Genomic DNA, 19553 nt, shown 5'->3' on the forward strand with positions numbered 1-19553 from the left:
TTAAAAAAATATGAGTATTTAAGAGTATCAATCAATAATATCGATGGGTAAAACAGGATAACTGCCAAAGATTTTTAAAATTTCTGTATGCGTCGTTAATTCAGCTAGAGCAGATTGCATTTTTGTAGTGTTAACATCTGCCTCTAAATCAATAAAAAATAAATATTCACCTAGAGAGCGCTTTGTAGGGCGAGATTCAATTCTACTGAGGTTAATTCCGAGTTCTGCAAATACTTGTAAGGGTTTAAGTAAAGCACCAGGGATGTTTGCAGGTACACTGAAAGCTATAGATGTATGTGTTGCATTTTTTGAAGCTATTTGGTACTCAGAAACTAGGTTGTCTTGGCTAACCACTAAAAAACGAGTACAGTTTTCTGGATAATCATTAATAGTTTTAGCTAAGATTGGCAAATTATAAAGTTGTGCGGCTCTAGAAGATGCGATCGCCGCAGCTGTCAAATCTTGTTTTAATATCTTTAGTGCTTCTGTAGTTGAGTTGCTAGGAATTAATTGCACAGTTGGTAAGAACTCCCCCAACCAACCTTGGCATTGTGCTAAAGCTTGCGGATGTGAGTACACAGTTTTAATAGCATCTAAGCGATGAGCGCAAGAAATTAACATATGAGTAATGGGCATTACTAATGCTAACTGAATTTGCAAATTATCCAGTTGCCACAGTGCATCCATTGTCATAGTTACACTGCCTTCAATCGAATTTTCAACTGGCACAACCGCTAACTGGGTTTCTCCTGCGGCAACTGCCTCAAGAGACTGGGCAATACTAGGATATGGGCATAAAAGAGCTTCTAGTCCAGTTTGCTGTGTCAACCAGTCAACATATAAAACAGTCGCCTGTTCTGCATAAGTGCCTGGTGGCCCTAAATGAGCAATAGATAAAGACATGATATTCAACCTGATTAATATGTGAGATTAATAGAATATACCCTAGGAAAACCCAACCTTGAGTAAAAAGAGCATTGATTTACTTAATTTTCCATCATGCTGTTTTTAGAAGCGCAATGGTAAAGTTTAAAACTGTATTCTCCCGCAGCTTTACCAAATTGATTGTCTAGAATACATTGCTGAGAATTCACCTCTATTGGTGTGCGAAATTCAACCAACCATAAATCCAGCGGGTGCTTAATTTTCGCTATTGTTTCCTGTAATATTTGCACAGAATAAGTGTAACTTTCTCTGTTAGCATCTTGTCCTGCTAGAAAAAACTTTACCTTCAAGTCTGGTTGTGTTTGAAATTCCCAAGCTAACCCCATCATTCTACCAGTTTGTCCGTGATGAATATGTTTAGTAGCAATTAAAACGTCATTCCGAGAAACCTGATGAATCAGTGAGGCTAAAATATCTGGACGCTGATTTTGTAGATAACCAAGATTCCAATCTACAGTTATTCCTCCGAATAATGCTATCAGTAAGATAATACTAATTTGAATTTTTCCACTGCCAAGATACTGCCAACATCCTGCTAAAGCGGCTCCTAAAAGTAAAATCACTGCTGGTGCATAGATAAATTGAAACCTAGCGGCTAGAGTTAAATCTTTACCTAAAGCGTAAGTAAAAAATAAACATAAACCAATAGCTGTTAAAAGATACTCACAGATAATTTGTCGGCCTAAATAACTATCAATAGTATCTTGTTCCATTGTTAGTCCATAATAAAACTTGGGTAAGCTCCATATTAAAAATATTAGTGTGGCTACTCCAGAAGCAATTACAACTCCTAAAGGTAAGCTGGTCAGTGCAGAAGGTAAAAGTAACAGCATACTAAGATTCCATAGCAATAATCGCCCTATTGGTTCTAGCCATCTGCTATGCGGGTTACTAATAGCAACCCAGTTGGTGAGATCACTGCTAGGAATACTTTGCACAAATGGTATCCAAACAAGACATCCAATTAATGTTCCTATTGCAACTATTCCCATCCGCCAAAACTGTGTTGGTTTTAAGTTTTGCTGACGGTTACGCCAAATGTGTATCAATAATACTAGTGCTTCGGTCGTTAGTGTTAAGCTAAAAAAATAGTGGGTGGCGATGCCTAAACTATTAATTACGACCCAAGTTAATACTAGGCGAATAGATAAAGATTGCTGACGATGGAGTAATTTAATAGCTTGAACACAGCAACATAAAGAAGCAATCACTAATAAAATTGCTAAAGTGTAATGTCGGGCTTCCCTACTCAAAAAAATAAAATATGGCGAAACAGCCATCATGGCTGCTGCCATCTGCCCTACTAACTGGGAACGAAAGGTCAGATAACCAAAGCCAAACATGGCAGGTATTGATAATACACCTAACACGGCACTAAGCGATCGCGCCACCCAAATCGAGGCGATTTCTCCTGGTTGCGAAAAGAATTTCATCCAGAAATGAGCCAAAGCAAAATAGATTGGCGGATGAGTACTTTCTGCCAATAGTTCTTGAGTAACTGCATTGATGCCATGAGCCAGATTCACTTGTAGTGGCTGTAATAATATATCGGAACTAATAATTTCATTTAGTGTTACTGTATGGAAAGTATTTCCCAGGCTAAAAACTATAGTCGCGCACTCATCAGTCCAAGGAGGTAAAGCAGCCAGACGCGAAAAGCGTAAAATAGTACCAATAGCCAGCCATAATAGCAGTAGCAACAAGTGAGGGCGATTTTTCACGACTGAATTTTGTCAACCTCTTATAACTTGAAATTTTTGGCTTACTCGATAAAATAATATAAGTAATTCTTTATACTTTATACGCAAGATAATTTTTTTCATAGACAATATCTGCATCTACAATCAATTTATGAAGCTAAAATTTGTCGAATTTGTTTTATAATTTTAGAAGGACTAATTTTTTTGAAAGTATCTATACCAAAAAAATAATAGCAAAAAATCTCATCTGTATATAAGCAATATTTATTTTGCGATTGTTTTAGCAAATAACCAAGAACAAGCATAATAAAATAATTAATATATAGAAGTATAAAACAATTGCTTTTTGCAAATCATGTCTACTAGGTTTACTGCTTCCCAATCGGTAAAAATCGCTGTACCGTATCAGCCTATTCCGATCCAGCATTACTTACGTCAGCCTCAACGTTTAGTAAATGCCTTAGTTGATAATAGTCGGATTCAGCAACTTTCTGAAGAAGTATTTCGCTTAAAAATGCGTCCTCTATCTTTTATGTCATTAAGTATTCAGCCTACGGTAGACATGAGAGTTTGGGCTGAATCAAATGGTACAATTTATTTGCGATCGCTAAGTTGTGAAATCCTCGGTTTTGAGTATATTAACCAACGTTTTAGTCTGAATTTAAAAGGTTATTTATCACCCCATCAATCTAGTAGTGGTACTCGTCTGGAAGGAAAAGCTGATTTAGAAGTAAAAGTAGAACTACCTCCACCATTTTCTCTCACCCCAAAGCCAATTTTAGAAGCTACTGGCAATGGTTTGCTCAAAAGTGTATTAGTTACAGTTAAGCAAAGATTGTTACATCACTTACTGGCAGATTATCGCCATTGGGTGACATCGCAAATGGCAGATAAAGCCTTAAAAGATAATAGTGGAGATTTGCCAATTTTCAATTTAGAATAAGGCTCACTCCGTATTAGATAAACTGTTTTTATAAAAATACATAGCTAGTAGTAAATAATTTAGCCTCACTACTAGCTATGAAGTTTCATGCTCATTAGTCTAAAATAAGTCCTTCATTTTTTAAATCCATATTTGAGGGCAAGCTACAAGCACCCTCATCTTCAAGAATTACTGCTAGTTGATGAGACATAGCTTTCTAATCATCTGATACGTTAGATTCACTTTTTCCAACACAATAGACCTCTTGCATGAATCAGATTGTACCTATTAAAAAAGTGAATTTTCCATAACTCTTTACGCCTTTGCGCCTCTGCGTGAGGTTGAAAATTCGTGTTTTATAACCTTCGTGCAAGAAGTCTAATAATGATAAATCAAAGTTTTTAACGAGCGATCAAATATTGTTTATGGATGTTGCTGAATCAGAATGTGAAATATCAAATTAGCCTTCCTGTTTCTTTGTAACTTTGCGTCTTTGCGCCTTTGCGTGAGACAAAAAATGTGTAAGCCCTATAAGTGCTGAATTTGACAAGGGCTAAAAGACTTACGATGCAAAGACGAAGCACCGTATTGTCGCAACGCCTGTAAATGTTTTGGGCTACCGTATCCTTTATTCTTGGCTAAGTCGTACTGGGGATACTTTGCAGCTAAACGCAGTATTAAATCGTCACGCCAGACTTTAGCCACAATACTAGCAGCTGCGATGGAAAGCGATCGCTCGTCACCTTTAACTATAGTTTCTTGAGGTACTGACAAATCTTTAATTAATTGATTCCCGTCAACCAAGCAAAGCGCAGGCTGTACTTTGAGTTTTAGTACAGCCCGTTTCATCGCTAACAGCGTTGCTTGCAAGATATTAATTTGGTCAATTTCCGCAGTTGCCGCAAAACCGATTTTCCAGTCTGTTGCTAACTGGCAAATCTGTGTTGCTAGCTTGGTTCTGCGAATACTTGACAGCTTTTTACTATCGTTAATTCCAGCAGCTATGAGTTCTGGAAAAGCACTAGCTGGTAGAATGACTGCTGCTGCAACTACAGGGCCAAATAAAGCACCACGCCCAACTTCATCGACACCCGCAATCAATCCAGGGATGCCGACTAAATTAGGTGTGAACTCCAACCAAGGGAGTTCTGCTGGTACAACAGCAGTCGCTGGTAAATCTACCTCCATAGGAGATATTAACCGTCCTCAGACGTAGAATCGACAGCCGAGGAACGACGACGGCGGCGACGGCTACCTGTCGCGGAAAGGTTTGCTTCCGCGTCTTCAGTGTTAGGTGCAAATCCATCCAAGTCCACTTTTTCGGGCGGTGAAGATGTTGGCTCTAACTCCACTGGTGCAGGGGTATTGACTTCCTTACTTGGTGTATTAATAGTTGTAGCTAAAGAAGATTCTAATGGTGTATTTGCGCCTTGTCCTGGCTGAACAATATTAATGATTACTGATTTGGGATTTTTGACTTCTCGGTCTAATTTCACTAGGGGGGATACTCCCATCAAGGCGAAAACATCTTGTTCCTCTAGAGTCATCTCCACAGTTCTAATCTCTGGTGGTTCCACCACTGGCTTGACTGGTTCTGTTTTGATCACTTTATTGCGTTCGACTCTTTCCGTCCAACCGGATTTGCCTATGCTTGGTGTGGGAATTTCTGGTGTGGGGCCTAAGTCAACATCGGTATCAAGTTCTAGGTCAGTATCATTTTCAAAGCCGAGAGAATTTGGGGCAAGCCTTTGCTCATCTCTACCATTTGCGCCATTGATGCCAATACGTTTACGACGGGTGCGGCTATTACGTTTATTGTTATCACCTAGTTCATGATAACTAGGATGATTCATTAAATTTAAGGCACTTAAGTCGGCATCATTATCAAAATTGTCGCCAAAAGTATCAAAGCTTTCTCGTGGTTCAGAAATTCGCGCGACTGGTAAACGAGGTTCTCTTTGCGGTAAGGGTACAAAACGTTCGGGAATTTCTGCTGGTGTGGGTAAACGGGTTTCTGTTTCACCTGGAAGATGGACAATGTGACCTAAGCCACCGCAGGTTGGACAAGTACCACCAAATAATTCGTAAATATTTTGACCTTGACGCTTGCGAGTCAGTTCTACTAAGCCGAGTTCTGTGAGTTGGGCGATTTGGGGACGGGCTTTATCTGCTTTTAGGGCTTTGTTGAAATGTTCCAGGACGTGCAGTTGGTCACGCCGAGATTCCATATCAATGAAGTCTACAACAATCACCCCAGCAATATTCCGCAGTCGCAATTGCCTAGCTATTTCTGTCGCAGCTTCGCAGTTTGTCCACAATACTGTTTCTCTGGCTGTTGCCGATCGCGTGAAGGAACCAGAGTTAACATCTATTACTGTGAGGGCTTCTGTCGGTTCAATAATGATGTAACCACCAGAAGGTAAATCGACTCTTGGTTTGAGGGCTTCTCGAATCGCGGCATTGATCCGGAAGTATTCTAATATGGGTGAGCGATCGCGGTGATGATCAATTAACAATCCTTGGGGTGTTTGTCCACCACTCCAGTTTTGCAAGTACTGTTTCACCCGCTTCAAGCCAGTGCTGGAATCTACCACAATTCGGTTGACATCCGCACCATACATATCCCGCAATACACGCTGAATAAAGTCATCATCTCGATTCAATAGTGCTGGCGCGCGAGTCGATTGTGCTTCTTGCTGAATCGCCTCCCATTGCTTTTGCAGCACTTCCAAGTCTTCCATGATGGCTTCTTCGGGTTTGCCTTCTGCTTCTGTACGCACTAGCAAACCCATACCCGCCGGTTTGATTAAGATTGCTAACGCCCGGAGGCGGTTGCGCTCGTTTTCACTTTTAATCCGACGGGATAAATTTACGCCCCGACCATAGGGCATGAGTACTACATAGCGTCCAGGTAAAGTAATGTTACCAGTTAGCCGCGGCCCTTTCGTACCGGTTGGCTCTTTCATTACTTGCACCAGAACTTTTTGCTGAGGCGTTAATAGTTCTGTAATCGCTGCTGCTGTGCGCTTTATCCTTAATGGCCCTAAGTCAGTGACATGAATAAAGCCATTACGTTCTGGATCACCAATATTTACAAAAGCCGCGTCAATTCCAGGCAATACATTTTCTACTACACCTAAATAAATATCACCGATTTGGTGATGCCCTGTGGCTACAACCAGTTCTTGTATTTGATCTTCAGAAAATACGGCAGCAATTTGATGCTGCTCTGCGATAATAATTTGTTTTGGCATTCAATTTCCTCAAAAATCGGCAGCGCGCGCCTATGTAGTTCTGGAGGTTTGTTATGCCCCTCGCCCCTACCAGCTGCAACAGGCGTTGCTGATAATAAAAATTGTGAATGTAAGCTCAAAGTGATAGAGCTATTGACTAGGTAATTGCGTTGACACGCCTGTTTATTCCAGAACGGCTGCATATTGTTTAAGTAAATAAATCAACCGTCCGTGGGTTGATTTTTGATGCGATACCTACACCATCAAGGGATTAGGCATTCAGCAATTGTAAAAAGCATAGAGCTAGAGAAGCCGATGGAGCCTGCTTTTAAGTTACTAGTTCACTCAAGTTGCTATAAAGAGAGGTTGTTTTTTAATCCGCTTGTTGCTTATCTGGGATAAAATCCTAGAATTTGCTCTCTAATATCTTCGCTTTCGCTCCCTGAGTATAAGGGTAGTGAACCAGTTAATTCAATGCAGCGCCAGAAAATTTCTCTTCATCCCATTCTAACGCAACCTTGCTAAAAATCAATTCCTACGATGTATGGCATCAGGGCGACTACTAGCAAGTCACCCTTGAAGGATTATACTCCTAAAACTAATTGATTGCGGTGAATTTGCAGGAGTTGAAATTCGACACCTGCAACCGCTTCTAGCATAGAGAGGATTTGCTCAGGACGCAAGGAAACGCCGTCATTGCGACAACTACCGAGATAACGTACAACACAAGTAGATTCTGCTACGCTTTGTTGTGTTTCTACTAATGTAAATTCAAACAAGCGATCGCGCAGATTTACTATTTGAGTTTTACCCGATTTATTGGTTTGCTCTAGGTTAATTTCTGCCTTGGCTAAGATGGCATCAATCCACTCTTGCCATTGTGCTGCTGTAGCTTCTCCTTGTACTAATACCGTAATCAAGTATTCGGCTGCGGCTAAGGCTTGGTTGGCTGATGGAGATTTTAAATCTATCTCTGCTACTTGATATATTGGTATATCGCTGGGCAGTTCCTCGGCTAACTTTGCCTGAAAAGTTTCCGTGTCTACTGGTGTAGTTAACTCAAAATCGACAATTTCGCCACTGCTCGTAGCACCTAAAGGTAAAGCACTGGCAATCATAATTCGGGGGTTTGGGTGAAATCCACCTGTGTAAGCGACAGGCAAACTCGCACGGCGCACAACTCGATCAAGTAAACGCAGCAAATCAAGATTACCTAGCAAAGCCATGTCACCTTGCTTACCAAACCAGACACGCAATCTTTGGACTTTGGTAGTGTTGGGAACAAACTCACCTGCAAATTGGGGTATTGGCGGCGGCTCAATCACAATATTGTGGCCGAAGTCTGTGCCGCAGACACCGCAATGGGAACAACCTGCAAAAGAACAATCCGGGACAATTGCTGCTTCTAAAGCGCGTTGCAAGTCTTCTTTCAACCATTTTTTATCAATGCCAGTATCAATATGATCCCAAGGCAGTGGTGCATCTACAGAAGAATGAAGGCTCAGGGATGAATCTTCATTCATACTTCTGACTTCAGCCTTCATACTTTCTGTAAAGTTCCATTCGCCGTTTTCGACTTGGCGATATTTCCAGTCTAGACCTGCTTCTTTAATCGCATTACCCCAAGCGGTGAAGGCTTTATCTAAACTGTCATACCAAGAATCCATACCTGCACCTAATTCCCAGGCGCGGCGGAGGACTTGACCCAAAGTGCGATCTCCTCTACCGATGAAGTCTTCCATTGCCGAAATGCGGACATCGGTGAAGTTGACTTTCACTCCCCGCATCCGGCGGAATTCTTGCCGCAGTAAGTTTTGTTTGCGTTCAAATTCCGCAGTGGCGACGGAGTGCCATTGAAATGGTGTATGGGGTTTGGGTGTAAAGTTGGAAATTGTCAGGTTAAAGTTGAGCGGTCTTCTACCTTTACCCCGACATTCTCTTTGTAGCCAACGGACTGTTTCAGCAATGCCTAAAACATCTGCATCTGTCTCACCTGGCAAGCCAATCATAAAATAGAGTTTGATTTTATCCCAGCCTTGTTCCCAAGCTGTTTTCACACCTCTTAATAATTCTTCATTGGTCAAACCTTTATTCACAATATCCCGCATTCTTTGGGTTCCGGCTTCTGGTGCAAAGGTTAAGCCACCTTGGCGTGTACCACCGAGAATGTTGGCAATGTTCTCATCAAATCTATCTACACGCTGACTTGGTAAAGACAGGGAAATGTTTTCATTTTTTAACCGATTTTTAATTTCCATCCCCACCGCCGGTAGGGCTAAATAATCGGAACAACTCAAAGATAGTAAAGAAAATTCATTGTAACCAGTCGTCCGCATTCCCTGTTCAATGGCATCTACCACTTTTTCTGGTTCCACATCTCGCGCTGGACGGGTAAGCATTCCTGGTTGACAAAAGCGACAGCCACGGGTACAACCACGACGAATTTCTATTGTCAGGCGATCGTGTACTGTTTCGACGTAGGGAACTAAGCCAATAGAATAGGCGGGTATGGGTGTGGCAACTCTTCTGATAATCCGCTTTGGCACATCGGGGCGGTTGGGATGGACTGAACCATCACTTGCCAGATCATAAAACTGGGGAACGTACACCCCTGGTATTTGTGCCAAGTCGAGTAATAAATCGCGGCGACTCAATTTGGCTTGTTTGCCTTCTGCCAACACCATACCGATTTCGGGTAAGAGTTCTTCACCATCACCTAAAGCGAAGAAGTCAAAAAAGTCGGTGTAGGGTTCAGGGTTTGAGGTTGCTGTTTGTCCACCAGCAAAAATTAGCGGATGATTCCCGGTGGCTCGTTCTTGCCATGTGAGGGGAATTCCTGCTAAATCCAACATTTCTAAGATGTTGGTTGCCCCCAATTCGTAACTGAGACTAAAACCTAAAATATCAAATTCTGGTAGCGATCGCTTAGACTCTACAGCAAACAAGGGCGTGTTTGTTTCCCTTAACTTTGCTGCTAAGTCTGTACCGGGGAGGTAAGCGCGATCGCATAGTTGGCGTGGTTGGGCATTTAAAATGTTATAGAGAATAATATGCCCCAAATTGGACGAGCCAACTTCATATACTTCTGGGTAGGTTAATACCCACCTAATAACTGCCGTTTCCCAAGGCTTATGTACTGCTAGGCGTTCGTTACCGAGGTAACGCGCGGGTTTTAAAATATCCGATGTAATTAATTTTTCAACTGCAACAGCCACTGCGCTATCTTTTAGCTACTTTTATGATTTTTAGATAATCACCTCCAACCTTAGCATTGATCTGGTCTACCCATTGGTTGATCTTTGTAACTGACAACATCAATTTTTCCAAATTGGTTACAAAGATAATTTATGTGATATGATGAGCTAATTTGCTGTTAGCAATTCTGCATTATCTTCAAATTCAAATACCCCATCAAGTTGGGTTAATTCAAAGATAATCCTGATTGCGGGTGAAACAGAGCATAATTTTAAACTCCGTCCTAAGTTTTGAGCAAGCTTGAGTGCAGATACGAAAGCCATTAAGCCTGCGCTGTCTAGAGATTCTACCGCTGCTAAATCCACAGCCAAAATGGAAAGGTCATTTTGTGTTAATGCTGTGGTCAAATCTCGTTCACATTCCAATACATTAGCGGCATTGATGTTGCCTTGTAAACGAATAACTTCAATTTTTGAGCATTCCAAGGCTGCTTGCATATTGACATCCTAAATTAGAGTTATTAAATCTTTAACCTGAGATTTATTTGAACATAATCTCTTTTTTCAAACATCGACCATACGTCTTACCTCTCTTTGCTGAATCTTTATACCTCAAGGGTATATCTTTAAAGATTGTCATAAATACAGGTTAAAATGTATTTATATATACTTTTTTTTAACATCGGTTCAAAAACAATCAACATAGACAGCCACAGAAAAAATTGCTAATCCGTAACTTTGCTGGAATAGGTGAATTTATAAATACTTAAGCCTATTTGGACTTAGATAAATCTGAGATTCAGCGCGCTCATTTGGAAAAAATCAGATAGATTTAAGTGTAAATTATTTATCAAAATAAATGTGATCTAAATCACTATTTTTGATAGTTTAGATCACAATTTATACTTAACTCTATCCTCGATAATTTAGTATTACCTAAAAATGGGTTAATAAATATGAGTACGAGTAAGTACGCTATTCGCCAATTGGTAGAAAAGGCTCTTGATATTAAAAAATTAACTCCAGAGATAGAAAATGAAATCAACTCCGAATTAACTCAAAATGGTTATATTTCGGATGTAGACTACGAAGCTTTGGAATTATTAATGGCAGAAATGGATGCTGGCAGAATCAAGCTAGTTCCTAGCTGGGGTTATTAATTTTTGTCATTAAGATATAAAGCCAGGCTTATCGAATCTCTAGCCTCGGAAATTTTCTGTGAGATTTACTGTTTAGTGACCTAGTGTGGCGTAAACTGTGCTAGTCAGAATTAATGTTTGCATTAATATTGAGTCGCCATGCACTTCGCTAAACGCCTAGAAAAAATTCCTCCCTACCTCTTTGCTGAAATTAACCGCAAACGAGAAAAACTCGTCGCCGAGGGAGTTGATATCATTAATATGGCAATAGGCGACCCCGATAAACCGACTCCGACACATATTCTCCAGGTAATGCACGCGGCAATTGATAATAGTGCCACCCATAACTATCCGCCCTACGAAGGTACACAAGAATTTCGACAAGCGGCTGCTAAATGGATGGAACGTCGGTTTGGGGTAACGGATTTAAATCCAGATACAGAGCTTGTAGCATCTATCGGTTCTAAAGAAGCAATCCATAATACTTTTTTAGCTTTTGTGGAGGCGGGAGACTATACACTCATTCCTGATCCTGGGTATCCGGTGTATCGTACTTCCACAATTTTTGCTGATGGCGAACCATTCACAATGCCACTGAAGGCAGAAAATCAGTTTTTACCAGATTTAAATGCAATTCCCGAAGAAATCGCCCAAAAAGCCAAGCTGTTGTGGATTAATTACCCCAATAATCCCACTGGGGGAGTCGCCACCCTAGAATTTTTTGCCGAATTGGTAGATTTTTGTAAGCAATACAACATTTTGCTGTGTCATGACAATGCTTACTCAGAGATGGCTTATGATGGCTACAAACCGACGAGTGTGTTGCAAGTACCAGGGGCTAAAGATATCGCCATTGAGTTTCACAGCTTGTCGAAGTCTTATAATATGACAGGCTGGCGCGTTGGTTTTGTTGTGGGGAATGCCCTGGGTATTCAGGGTTTAAGACAAGTTAAAACCAACGTTGATTCGGGAGTGTTTAAGGCAATTCAAACAGCTGCGATCGCAGCTTACAATACTTCAGAAGCCGAACTGCAAACTTTGATGTCTGTTTATCAAAATCGCCGCGACACCATTGTTAAAGGTTTGCAATCTTTAGGATGGCCGATTCAACCACCAAAAGCTACCCTTTATGTATGGGTTCCTGTTCCTGCTGGCTATACTTCTGCGGAATTTGTAAATTTACTGCTTGACAAATGCGGCATTATGGTAGCTCCTGGTAGCGGTTATGGTGCATCTGGTGAAGGCTTCTTCCGCATTGCTTTAACTATCCCTGAAGAAAGAATGCAAGAAGCCATTGAGCGAATGAAGGACGCTGGTATTCGTTACTAAAGAAGTATGAAGTGTGAATTAAAGTGGTGTGCGACTTATTTTAAAACCCCTCTTCAAACCTCTTACCGAAGCGGCTACCATGTACACACAAGTCAAAAATTTGTAGTATGAAACCCTATCCCGCCTTGAACTAAAGTTCCAGGCTCATAGCCAAAGTCCACTTAAGTAGACTGGAATACATTTTTAGTTGAGTCATCTTCAGATGACTTGCGCTATGAGACTCGGAATTCATTCCGAGGCAGGACAGATGCACTACACGAATATTTGTGTGTACACCGTAGCCCCAGAGCGGAGAGAGGCTTTAAGTCTTGCTCCCCTTCCCTACAAGGGGGGTTGGGGGTTAGGTTTGAGATGCAACACCAAAGTATCAAATTGCATACTTCATAATTCAGTCTTTCTAGCTTGCCACATCTGCTGAATAAATTGGTGGAGTTGCTGTTTAGCAATTACGTCTGGTTCTCCTTTTGGTTCTTTAACTAAAACCTGACTCAACAAGGTAATTACTTCCGTATCTAAAGCAGGGTGAAATAATTGAATAGGCCAAAGCAAATCAGATGCGTCTCGCAAGTCAGTAATTAGTGGTGGTTCTTGAGTATGGTTAGCTAGCAGTAAAGGACGCACCCAACACAACTGACGAGATACGACAACTTCAATCACTTCCGCGTACAAATTATTGTCACCATGCTCTAAAGACACAATTTGTCCTGGTTGAAATTCTGGGTGTGCATCCATAATCATGTAGGTAGGGCAGTGGCAAAGTTAATTTTGCAGCTTTTCTCATTGTAATTGGCAGGAAGGGCTAGTTTTGAGAACTTACCTTTGGGTAAGAGAGTTTAGAATTTAATGTTATAAAATAAGTAAATAACTGTTAAGCTGTTAAGCGATCGCCAATAGGCATTCCGTTGTAGTAAATCATCGAAACAAGAGCAAAGAACCGTGTCAGTCGAAACCATTGAGAAGAGTTCCACATCCCGCAAGCTCGCCCCTCGGTATCGCGTTTTGCTCCATAACGACGACTACAACTCGATGGAGTACGTGGTGCAGGTATTATTAACAACAATACCGAGTCTTACTCAGCCCCAAGCTGTGAGCATTATGATGGAAGCACATACAAATGGGTTAGCTTTAGTCATTACCTGCGCCCTAGAACACGCTGAATTTTACTGTGAAACATTGAAAACTCACGGTTTATCCAGCAGTATTGAACCGGATGAATAGTTTGAGTAGCCTTGGCGACTGGAAGTCGCGGCTACACAGACAAAACCCACACTTCGACATGGTTCGACTGCGCTCACCAGTCGCTCAGTGACAGCCTGCGTGGGTTAAAAACTCTAGATTTATTCTTAGTCCGCGTATGCGGACTTTGTTTGTATAGCTGCGATTTTTAATCGCTTGGTATTTTAAATATTTAGTATGAAAAACAACCTCGTCTGTTTAGCTCAACGCCCTGCCCCTATTCGGCTGGGTTGTTTTATTTTAATGCTGTTGCTGCTATGGTTGCCTTTTGCTGCACCAATTTACTTACTAGTGCGTGATGCTAACTTAGTAAGTATTTTGACAATGGTTTTACTATATGTAGAATTTATTATTTTGTTGAAGCTATGGGGTAAATATGTCTACCAACAACCTCAGATATTGCAGCATTATGGTTTAGATACTACACCACACAACAGAACAGATTTGCTGCGGGGTTTGGCTATAGGTTTTACTAATATTTGGCTACTTTTTGGCATAGAAAGTCTTTTAGGTTGGCTGGTATGGCAACAACCGCAAGTTTTCTTATTAAAAATAGTTATAGAAGGTGTAATTGTCGGCTTGGCTGTGGGGTTTGCTGAGGAGCTATTATTTCGCGGCTGGTTACTGGATGAATTAGAACGCGACTACAACCAACGTGTAGCATTATGGACGGATGCTGTTGTCTTTGCTACGTTGCATTTTATTAAGCCATTGGAGGCAATTATTCAAACTTTGCCGCAGTTCCCGGCTTTAGTAGTTTTGGGATTAACGCAGGTATGGACGAAGCGTTGGCGTAGAGGGCGTTTAGGTTTACCCATTGGTTTGCATGGTGGTTTAGTTGGCGGTTTCTACATTATTAATGTTGGTGGATTAATTAAATATACAGGTGTAGTACCTGATTGGGTTACGGGAGTATATCAAAATCCTTTGATGGGGTTGATGGGGTTATTTTTGATGAGTATTTTGGCGGTATGGATGAGCAGGAGAGGGAAGCGATCGCACCTTTGATAAGATAAACCTTAAAAATTATATTGTTTTGCGGTATCTACTCAGGGCAGGTTGTATTTAAGCGATAATCACTACAATCGCCCATAAAAGCACAGTCATGACTTGCTGCCTAAATCCAGCTTGCCACAACCCACCCCATTCTGAATCCACAACCTATTGCTCTAACTGCCGATTTCCTTTGGTAGTGCTGAGAAATCGCTATCGCCCAATTCAATTACTAGGAAAAGGGGGATTCGGTAAAACCTATTTAGCAGAAGATTTAGACAAGCTGAATGAATATTGTGTAATCAAGCAATTTGCGCCGCGAGTACAGGGAACTGCGGCAATCAACAAAGCTACAGAACTATTTGAGCAAGAAGCAAGGCGACTGCAACAACTAGGAGAACATCCGCAGATTCCGACGCTGTTGGCGTACTTTGAAGAAGAAAATAATCTGTATTTAGTGCAGCAGTTTATCAACGGGCAGAATTTATTAGCTGAATTAAAACAACAGGGAACTTTCAAGGAAGAAAAAATCTGGGAAGTTTTGCTTGATTTATTAAATATCCTAAAAACAGTTCATCAGCACAAAGTTATTCACCGCGATATCAAACCAGAAAATATCATTCGTCGCAGCACTGACAACAAGTTAGTCTTGATAGATTTTGGGATTTCCAAGCAACTCACCATGACAGTTATCACTAACCCAGGAACAATAATTGGTTCCCCTGGTTATGCGCCATTAGAACAAATGCAGGATGGTAAAGCTTATCCAGCGAGTGATTTATATAGTGTTGGTGCAACTTGCTTTCACTTACTGAGTGGAATTCACCCTTGGATTATGTGGGAACAACAAGGTTATGGCTGGGTTTCTTCTTGGCGGGAGCATTTGCAACAACCACAAAGCAGCGAATTGCAGAAGATTCTTGATAAGTTACTGCAAAAAGATTATCAGCAACGTTACCAATCTGCTGAGGAAGTTTTACAGGATTTTAGTTCACCTTTACCATCATTTTCACCAGTACAGCCAACTGAGGCAGTAGTTGTAACTCAACCACCATCATCATTCCCTGCTACATTGCCTCATCAGCCTCAACCGGGAATATCACCAGCACCAGTAAAGCCAAAAGTATCGCTACAAAAGGCATCTAGACAAAATACTAATTGGAGAACAAGATTCCTGGTGGGTGTTGCTATTACAATAGTTGGAACTCAAATCTATGGCTATGTTCGTTATAGCTTGTTTCCAACTAATCCGATATCTATAATTGCCAGCATACCAAGCGGAGTTTTATTACAAAGAACCCTCATAGGGCATTATGGCGGGGTTTATTCGGTCGCCATCAGCCCAAATGGTAAAACCCTTGCCAGTGGTAGTGATGACAACACCATCAAACTGTGGAATCTCGCAACAGGAGAGCTAATCCGCACCCTTCCTTTGGAACGCTACGCGAACACAGAGCATTCTAACTATGTTAATTCCCTCGCCATCAGCCCAGACGGCAAAACCCTTGCCATTGGTAGTTATGACAACACCATCAAACTGTGGAATCTGTCAACGGGAGAGCTAATCCGCACCCTTACAGTGCATTCTGTCGGGGTTTTTTCCGTCGCCTTCAGCCTAGATAGCAAAACCCTTGCCAGTGCTAATTCTGACCAGATGATCATGCTGTGGAATTTGGAAACAGGAAACCAAATCCGCACCCTTAAAGGGCATTCTAATGTGGTTTTGTCCGTTGCCATCAGCGCAGATAGCAAAACCCTTGCCAGTGCTAGTTGGGACAAGACCATAAAACTGTGGAATCTGTCAACGGGAGAGCTAATCCGCACCCTTATAGGGCATTCTAACTATGTTAATTCCGTTGCCATCAGCGCAGATAGCAAAACCCTTGCCAGTGGTAGTTCTGACAACACCATAAAACTCTGGAATCTAGGAACAGGCAAGCTAATCCGCACCCTTACAGGGCATTCTAATGTGGTTTTGTCCGTCGCCATCAGTCCAGATGGCAAAACCCTTGCTAGTGGTAGCGATGACAACACCGTTAAACTCTGGAATCTCGCAACCGGAGAACACATCCGCACCCTTACTGGGCATTCTGCCTCGGTTCGTCCCGTCGCCTTTAGCCCAGATGGCAAAACCCTTGTCAGTAGTAGTCTTGACAAAACCATCAAAATTTGGCGGCTAAAGTAGTGAGTGCTGCGATCGCTGTTTTGAGTATTTAGCTGAAAACACAAAAAATAAGTAAAATTTACCAACAACACAGCATGATTAATCCTGATTATTCTCTTTCTCGACTCTTTGAGCGATGGAGAAGTACTAGCAAGCGATTAATCAAGATTATCTCGATCTATGCCAAGCGATATCAAATGACAAGCTGCTACGCGTCTACGCAATTTTTCTGCATACCAATTCGTAATCGAGAAAAATTAACTTAAAGTAAAATCAAGATACTTGCTCTTAAATCTCGAAAAAACTATGGTTAATACTTATGACGACATTTTCAATACTGCATTGTCCTTACCTCCAGGGTTAAGAGCAATGCTGGCTGAACATTTATTTAAAAGTCTGGATGCTGAAAATCAAGCAGAAATAGATGCTATTTGGGCAGGAGAAGCAGAGCAAAGATTTCAAGCTGTTGAACAAGGCGAAGTTAATTTAATTCCTGGTGAACAAGTATTGCGAGAGCTACGTTCTAGGAGTAAGTAATGGCTTATAATTTTCATCCTGATGCCAAACAGGAATTAGATGATGCTGTTGCTTACTATGACAATATCAGCCGCGATATGGGAGACGCATTTGTTACCGAAGTTGAACGCGCTATCACTCGTATTGAACAGTTCCCACAAGCATAGACTCAATTATCAAAAAATACAAGACGCTGCCGCATAGCCAGTTTTCCCTATGGGATAATTTATGCCATCAGAGAGCAGCAAATTTTAATACTTGCTATCATGCACCTTCAGCGTCAGCCAAATTACTGGACTAATAGAATCTGAATAGATAGCTTAATCAAGATTATCTGGATCTATCTCATCTCAGTTTTATGATAGAAACAAGCCACTCTATGGTTTAACTTATGTCTTCTCCTGTCCTGGAAAAACCTTCGACTTCTGAGACTTCCTACGTTCTTCTGTACAATGTCAGTTGGGAACAGTTAGAACAGCTTGATGTCGCCCTTGCAGGGACAAGCGCACGACTAACTTATTTAGATGGGATTATCGAAATTATGTCCCCACTTTCTGAAGACCATGAAGATAACAAAAAAACTCTGGCGATGTTGCTAGAAGTATATATGCGGGCAAAGAATATCCGCTTTTATGGTCGGGGAAGTGCAACTATAGGTAAACAGGAAGACAAAACGCGACGGGAACCAGATGAGTCTTATAATTTAGGCACAAAAAAATCTATTCCCGATTTAATTTTGGAAATAACTGTTACGAGTGGCGGAATTAATAAGCTAGAAATTTATCAGCGTTTGCGAGTACCTGAAGTTTGGTTTTGGGAAGATGGTTTATTATCAGTTTATTGTTTGCAAGGTGACAGCTATATAAAAGTCTCTAAAAGTACTTTATTGCCTGATTTAAATTTGGATATATTAGCAAAATGTGCGCTAATGGCTGACCAATATGATGCTGTGACTGAATATAGTCAGATAATCGCTAAGGAATAGTAATTCAGGATTGAATAATCACAACATAAACTTAATCAAGAATATCTGCATCTATGCCAAGCGATGTCTAAAGTTACGTTAAGTTATAATCAGCAGTCCAATATTTAAAACAAATGAACTGGAAACTTGACGAAGCACAACAAAAACTGCCAGAGGTGATTGATGCTATTGCATCAGAACCTCAATTAATCTTCAAGCAGGACAAATTAGTTGCTGCAATTGTAGAACCAAAACTTTTTCAAGAGTTCCTTGCTTGGCATCAGCAACAAAAAATCTCCTCCCTCGCCAATGCTTTTGCAGAATTATGTCAACTCTGTGCTGAAGAAAATTACATTTTAGAGACTCCTACACGCTCTAGCGATTAGCAATTGACAATGTTTTAATTTTATGTTTCTTCAAAAGGATTAAAAACCACAATCTCTATCCCATCAAAATCTTTTTTATTACGAGTAACCAAAGTATAGTTGTAATATTTTGTTGTAGCAGCAATCAGAGAATCTAAAGGAGGTAACTTTCGCCCCTTTTTCTCTAACTCTCCTACCAACTCACCCCATAACAATATTACAGATAAGTCTAAGGGTAAAATTCTCTCCTCGAACTGCACAAGTAATTCATTCTCAAACCAATCTTGAATATTCTTTTTTCGCAATGATTCAGGTAGTTTTTCAATTCCCTTTCTAATTTCACCAATGGTGATCACACTTAGAAAAGTTTGTTTTGCATCTACACCTTTCAGCCACCCGATTACCTTTTGATTAGGCTGGGTAGATATCAATTCAGAAATAATATTTGTATCTAAAATATAATTCATAATTCTAGTTGGCGTTTGTCAAGGTCTCTTTGACGTTCTAAATCTATATCCACACCAACTAGAGGAGAGCTTTGAAATAATTCAACTAAATTTTCTGATTCTGTTTTGGGGTCTTTCTTTTCTATTTGTCTATTCAAATAATGGATTAATTGTATCTTTTCTTCTCTGCTTAAATTATCAATTTCTTTTAATAAGGTCTTTATGGGTAAATTGCTCATTTTAATATTCCTATTAAAAACCAGATTTATTTACTGCTAATTATAACATTACTGATTGGGAATATAGGACTAGTATTTGATTTCTGAAAGAACTCCGTACATCTGGAGAGATAGAAAATCAAAGGTAGTGTTTCGGATAAACCACTCAAACATCCACTTTAAATGAGA

Annotated in this window: 19 protein-coding genes and 1 pseudogene; 11 read left to right on the forward strand and 9 right to left on the reverse strand. The window is 40.7% G+C overall.

The window, feature by feature from the left end; translation table 11 throughout:
• Positions 1-27: 27 nt before the first annotated feature.
• Both pheA and H6G69_RS31285 read right to left on the reverse strand, forming a co-directional pair.
• Entirely contained in the window at positions 28-903 is an 876-nt protein-coding gene (gene pheA, locus H6G69_RS31280; RefSeq protein WP_190693249.1) for a prephenate dehydratase, read from the reverse strand.
• An 83-nt stretch (positions 904-986) separates the two neighbouring features.
• Positions 987-2666, reverse strand: a complete 1680-nt coding sequence (locus H6G69_RS31285) for a phospholipid carrier-dependent glycosyltransferase (protein WP_190693253.1) — start codon at positions 2664-2666, stop codon at positions 987-989.
• A 334-nt stretch (positions 2667-3000) separates the two neighbouring features.
• Between H6G69_RS31285 and H6G69_RS31290 the strand changes: the two genes are divergently transcribed.
• Positions 3001-3588, forward strand: coding sequence for a DUF1997 domain-containing protein (locus tag H6G69_RS31290; RefSeq protein ID WP_190693255.1), 588 nt, complete (start codon positions 3001-3003; stop codon positions 3586-3588).
• A 507-nt stretch (positions 3589-4095) separates the two neighbouring features.
• Here H6G69_RS31290 and H6G69_RS31295 read toward each other — a convergent pair.
• The 4 genes from H6G69_RS31295 to H6G69_RS31310 form a co-directional block, all read right to left on the reverse strand.
• The gene (locus H6G69_RS31295) at positions 4096-4755 is read right to left on the reverse strand and encodes a ribonuclease HII (protein WP_190693257.1); all 660 of its coding nucleotides are present in this window, start codon (positions 4753-4755) and stop codon (positions 4096-4098) included.
• 8 nt (positions 4756-4763) lie between these two features.
• Positions 4764-6821 (reverse strand): Rne/Rng family ribonuclease, encoded by a 2058-nt coding sequence (locus H6G69_RS31300; protein ID WP_190693259.1) that lies wholly within the window; start codon positions 6819-6821, stop codon positions 4764-4766.
• A gap of 563 nt (positions 6822-7384) precedes the next feature.
• The gene (locus tag H6G69_RS31305; protein ID WP_190693264.1) at positions 7385-10015 is read right to left on the reverse strand and encodes a TIGR03960 family B12-binding radical SAM protein; all 2631 of its coding nucleotides are present in this window, start codon (positions 10013-10015) and stop codon (positions 7385-7387) included.
• Positions 10016-10162: 147 nt separating this feature from the next.
• On the reverse strand, positions 10163-10492 hold the full coding sequence (locus H6G69_RS31310) for an STAS domain-containing protein (RefSeq protein WP_190693266.1): 330 nt from the start codon (positions 10490-10492) through the stop codon (positions 10163-10165).
• 458 nt (positions 10493-10950) lie between these two features.
• On the opposite strand from H6G69_RS31310, the gene H6G69_RS31315 reads away from it, so the two are divergent.
• Positions 10951-11154, forward strand: a complete 204-nt coding sequence (locus H6G69_RS31315) for a hypothetical protein (RefSeq protein ID WP_190693268.1) — start codon at positions 10951-10953, stop codon at positions 11152-11154.
• A gap of 138 nt (positions 11155-11292) precedes the next feature.
• Positions 11293-12462, forward strand: a complete 1170-nt coding sequence (locus H6G69_RS31320; protein WP_190693269.1) for a pyridoxal phosphate-dependent aminotransferase — start codon at positions 11293-11295, stop codon at positions 12460-12462.
• A 381-nt stretch (positions 12463-12843) separates the two neighbouring features.
• On the opposite strand, the gene H6G69_RS31325 is transcribed toward H6G69_RS31320, so the two are convergent.
• On the reverse strand, positions 12844-13194 hold the full coding sequence (locus tag H6G69_RS31325; RefSeq protein WP_190693271.1) for a hypothetical protein: 351 nt from the start codon (positions 13192-13194) through the stop codon (positions 12844-12846).
• Between the two features lie 204 nt (positions 13195-13398).
• Here H6G69_RS31325 and clpS point away from each other — a divergent pair, with 204 nt between their 5' ends.
• The 8 genes and pseudogenes from clpS (at position 13399) to H6G69_RS31360 (ending at position 18721) form a co-directional block, all read left to right on the forward strand.
• Positions 13399-13680: an ATP-dependent Clp protease adapter ClpS gene (clpS, locus tag H6G69_RS31330; protein ID WP_190693273.1), complete on the forward strand. Its 282-nt coding sequence runs from the start codon at positions 13399-13401 to the stop codon at positions 13678-13680.
• A gap of 195 nt (positions 13681-13875) precedes the next feature.
• Positions 13876-14706, forward strand: a complete 831-nt coding sequence (locus H6G69_RS31335; RefSeq protein WP_190693275.1) for a CPBP family intramembrane glutamic endopeptidase — start codon at positions 13876-13878, stop codon at positions 14704-14706.
• Positions 14707-14803: 97 nt separating this feature from the next.
• Positions 14804-16876 carry a serine/threonine-protein kinase gene (locus tag H6G69_RS31340; protein ID WP_190693277.1) on the forward strand — a complete coding sequence of 691 codons (2073 nt, stop codon included), beginning with the start codon at positions 14804-14806 and terminating at the stop codon, positions 16874-16876.
• A 285-nt stretch (positions 16877-17161) separates the two neighbouring features.
• Entirely contained in the window at positions 17162-17392 is a 231-nt protein-coding gene (locus H6G69_RS31345; protein WP_190693279.1) for an addiction module protein, read from the forward strand.
• The gene (locus H6G69_RS33610) at positions 17392-17538 is read left to right on the forward strand and encodes a type II toxin-antitoxin system RelE/ParE family toxin (RefSeq protein ID WP_199336359.1); all 147 of its coding nucleotides are present in this window, start codon (positions 17392-17394) and stop codon (positions 17536-17538) included. Before H6G69_RS31345 ends, H6G69_RS33610 begins: the two co-directional genes overlap by 1 nt.
• A gap of 24 nt (positions 17539-17562) precedes the next feature.
• Positions 17563-17682: pseudogene (locus tag H6G69_RS34905) on the forward strand (type II toxin-antitoxin system RelE/ParE family toxin); the annotation flags it as partial.
• 80 nt (positions 17683-17762) lie between these two features.
• Positions 17763-18356, forward strand: a complete 594-nt coding sequence (locus H6G69_RS31355) for a Uma2 family endonuclease (RefSeq protein ID WP_190693281.1) — start codon at positions 17763-17765, stop codon at positions 18354-18356.
• A 113-nt stretch (positions 18357-18469) separates the two neighbouring features.
• Positions 18470-18721 (forward strand): prevent-host-death protein, encoded by a 252-nt coding sequence (locus tag H6G69_RS31360; RefSeq protein WP_190693282.1) that lies wholly within the window; start codon positions 18470-18472, stop codon positions 18719-18721.
• 20 nt (positions 18722-18741) lie between these two features.
• Here H6G69_RS31360 and H6G69_RS31365 read toward each other — a convergent pair whose 3' ends face one another.
• Positions 18742-19167 (reverse strand): type II toxin-antitoxin system VapC family toxin, encoded by a 426-nt coding sequence (locus tag H6G69_RS31365; protein WP_190693284.1) that lies wholly within the window; start codon positions 19165-19167, stop codon positions 18742-18744.
• On the reverse strand, positions 19164-19385 hold the full coding sequence (locus H6G69_RS31370) for a hypothetical protein (RefSeq protein WP_190693286.1): 222 nt from the start codon (positions 19383-19385) through the stop codon (positions 19164-19166). Before H6G69_RS31370 ends, H6G69_RS31365 begins: the two co-directional genes overlap by 4 nt.
• Positions 19386-19553: the final 168 nt, after the last annotated feature.

The organism is Nostoc sp. FACHB-110, from assembly GCF_014697425.1.
Lineage (GTDB): Bacteria > Cyanobacteriota > Cyanobacteriia > Cyanobacteriales > Nostocaceae > Nostoc_B.

What these genes read in the sequence shown, in the direction of transcription:
- H6G69_RS31295 (WP_190693257.1), bottom strand. Translation starts at nt 4,755, where the DNA reads ATGGAGGTAGATTTACCAGCGACTGCTGTTGTACCAGCAGAACTCCCT.
- pheA (WP_190693249.1), bottom strand. Translation starts at nt 903, where the DNA reads ATGTCTTTATCTATTGCTCATTTAGGGCCACCAGGCACTTATGCAGAA.
- H6G69_RS31345 (WP_190693279.1), top strand. Translation starts at nt 17,162, where the DNA reads ATGGTTAATACTTATGACGACATTTTCAATACTGCATTGTCCTTACCT.
- H6G69_RS31310 (WP_190693266.1), bottom strand. Translation starts at nt 10,492, where the DNA reads ATGCAAGCAGCCTTGGAATGCTCAAAAATTGAAGTTATTCGTTTACAA.
- H6G69_RS31325 (WP_190693271.1), bottom strand. Translation starts at nt 13,194, where the DNA reads ATGGATGCACACCCAGAATTTCAACCAGGACAAATTGTGTCTTTAGAG.
- H6G69_RS31290 (WP_190693255.1), top strand. Translation starts at nt 3,001, where the DNA reads ATGTCTACTAGGTTTACTGCTTCCCAATCGGTAAAAATCGCTGTACCG.
- H6G69_RS31355 (WP_190693281.1), top strand. Translation starts at nt 17,763, where the DNA reads ATGTCTTCTCCTGTCCTGGAAAAACCTTCGACTTCTGAGACTTCCTAC.
- H6G69_RS31335 (WP_190693275.1), top strand. Translation starts at nt 13,876, where the DNA reads ATGAAAAACAACCTCGTCTGTTTAGCTCAACGCCCTGCCCCTATTCGG.
- H6G69_RS31360 (WP_190693282.1), top strand. Translation starts at nt 18,470, where the DNA reads ATGAACTGGAAACTTGACGAAGCACAACAAAAACTGCCAGAGGTGATT.
- H6G69_RS31320 (WP_190693269.1), top strand. Translation starts at nt 11,293, where the DNA reads ATGCACTTCGCTAAACGCCTAGAAAAAATTCCTCCCTACCTCTTTGCT.
- H6G69_RS31340 (WP_190693277.1), top strand. Translation starts at nt 14,804, where the DNA reads ATGACTTGCTGCCTAAATCCAGCTTGCCACAACCCACCCCATTCTGAA.
- H6G69_RS33610 (WP_199336359.1), top strand. Translation starts at nt 17,392, where the DNA reads ATGGCTTATAATTTTCATCCTGATGCCAAACAGGAATTAGATGATGCT.
- H6G69_RS31370 (WP_190693286.1), bottom strand. Translation starts at nt 19,385, where the DNA reads ATGAGCAATTTACCCATAAAGACCTTATTAAAAGAAATTGATAATTTA.
- H6G69_RS31365 (WP_190693284.1), bottom strand. Translation starts at nt 19,167, where the DNA reads ATGAATTATATTTTAGATACAAATATTATTTCTGAATTGATATCTACC.
- H6G69_RS31315 (WP_190693268.1), top strand. Translation starts at nt 10,951, where the DNA reads ATGAGTACGAGTAAGTACGCTATTCGCCAATTGGTAGAAAAGGCTCTT.
- H6G69_RS31300 (WP_190693259.1), bottom strand. Translation starts at nt 6,821, where the DNA reads ATGCCAAAACAAATTATTATCGCAGAGCAGCATCAAATTGCTGCCGTA.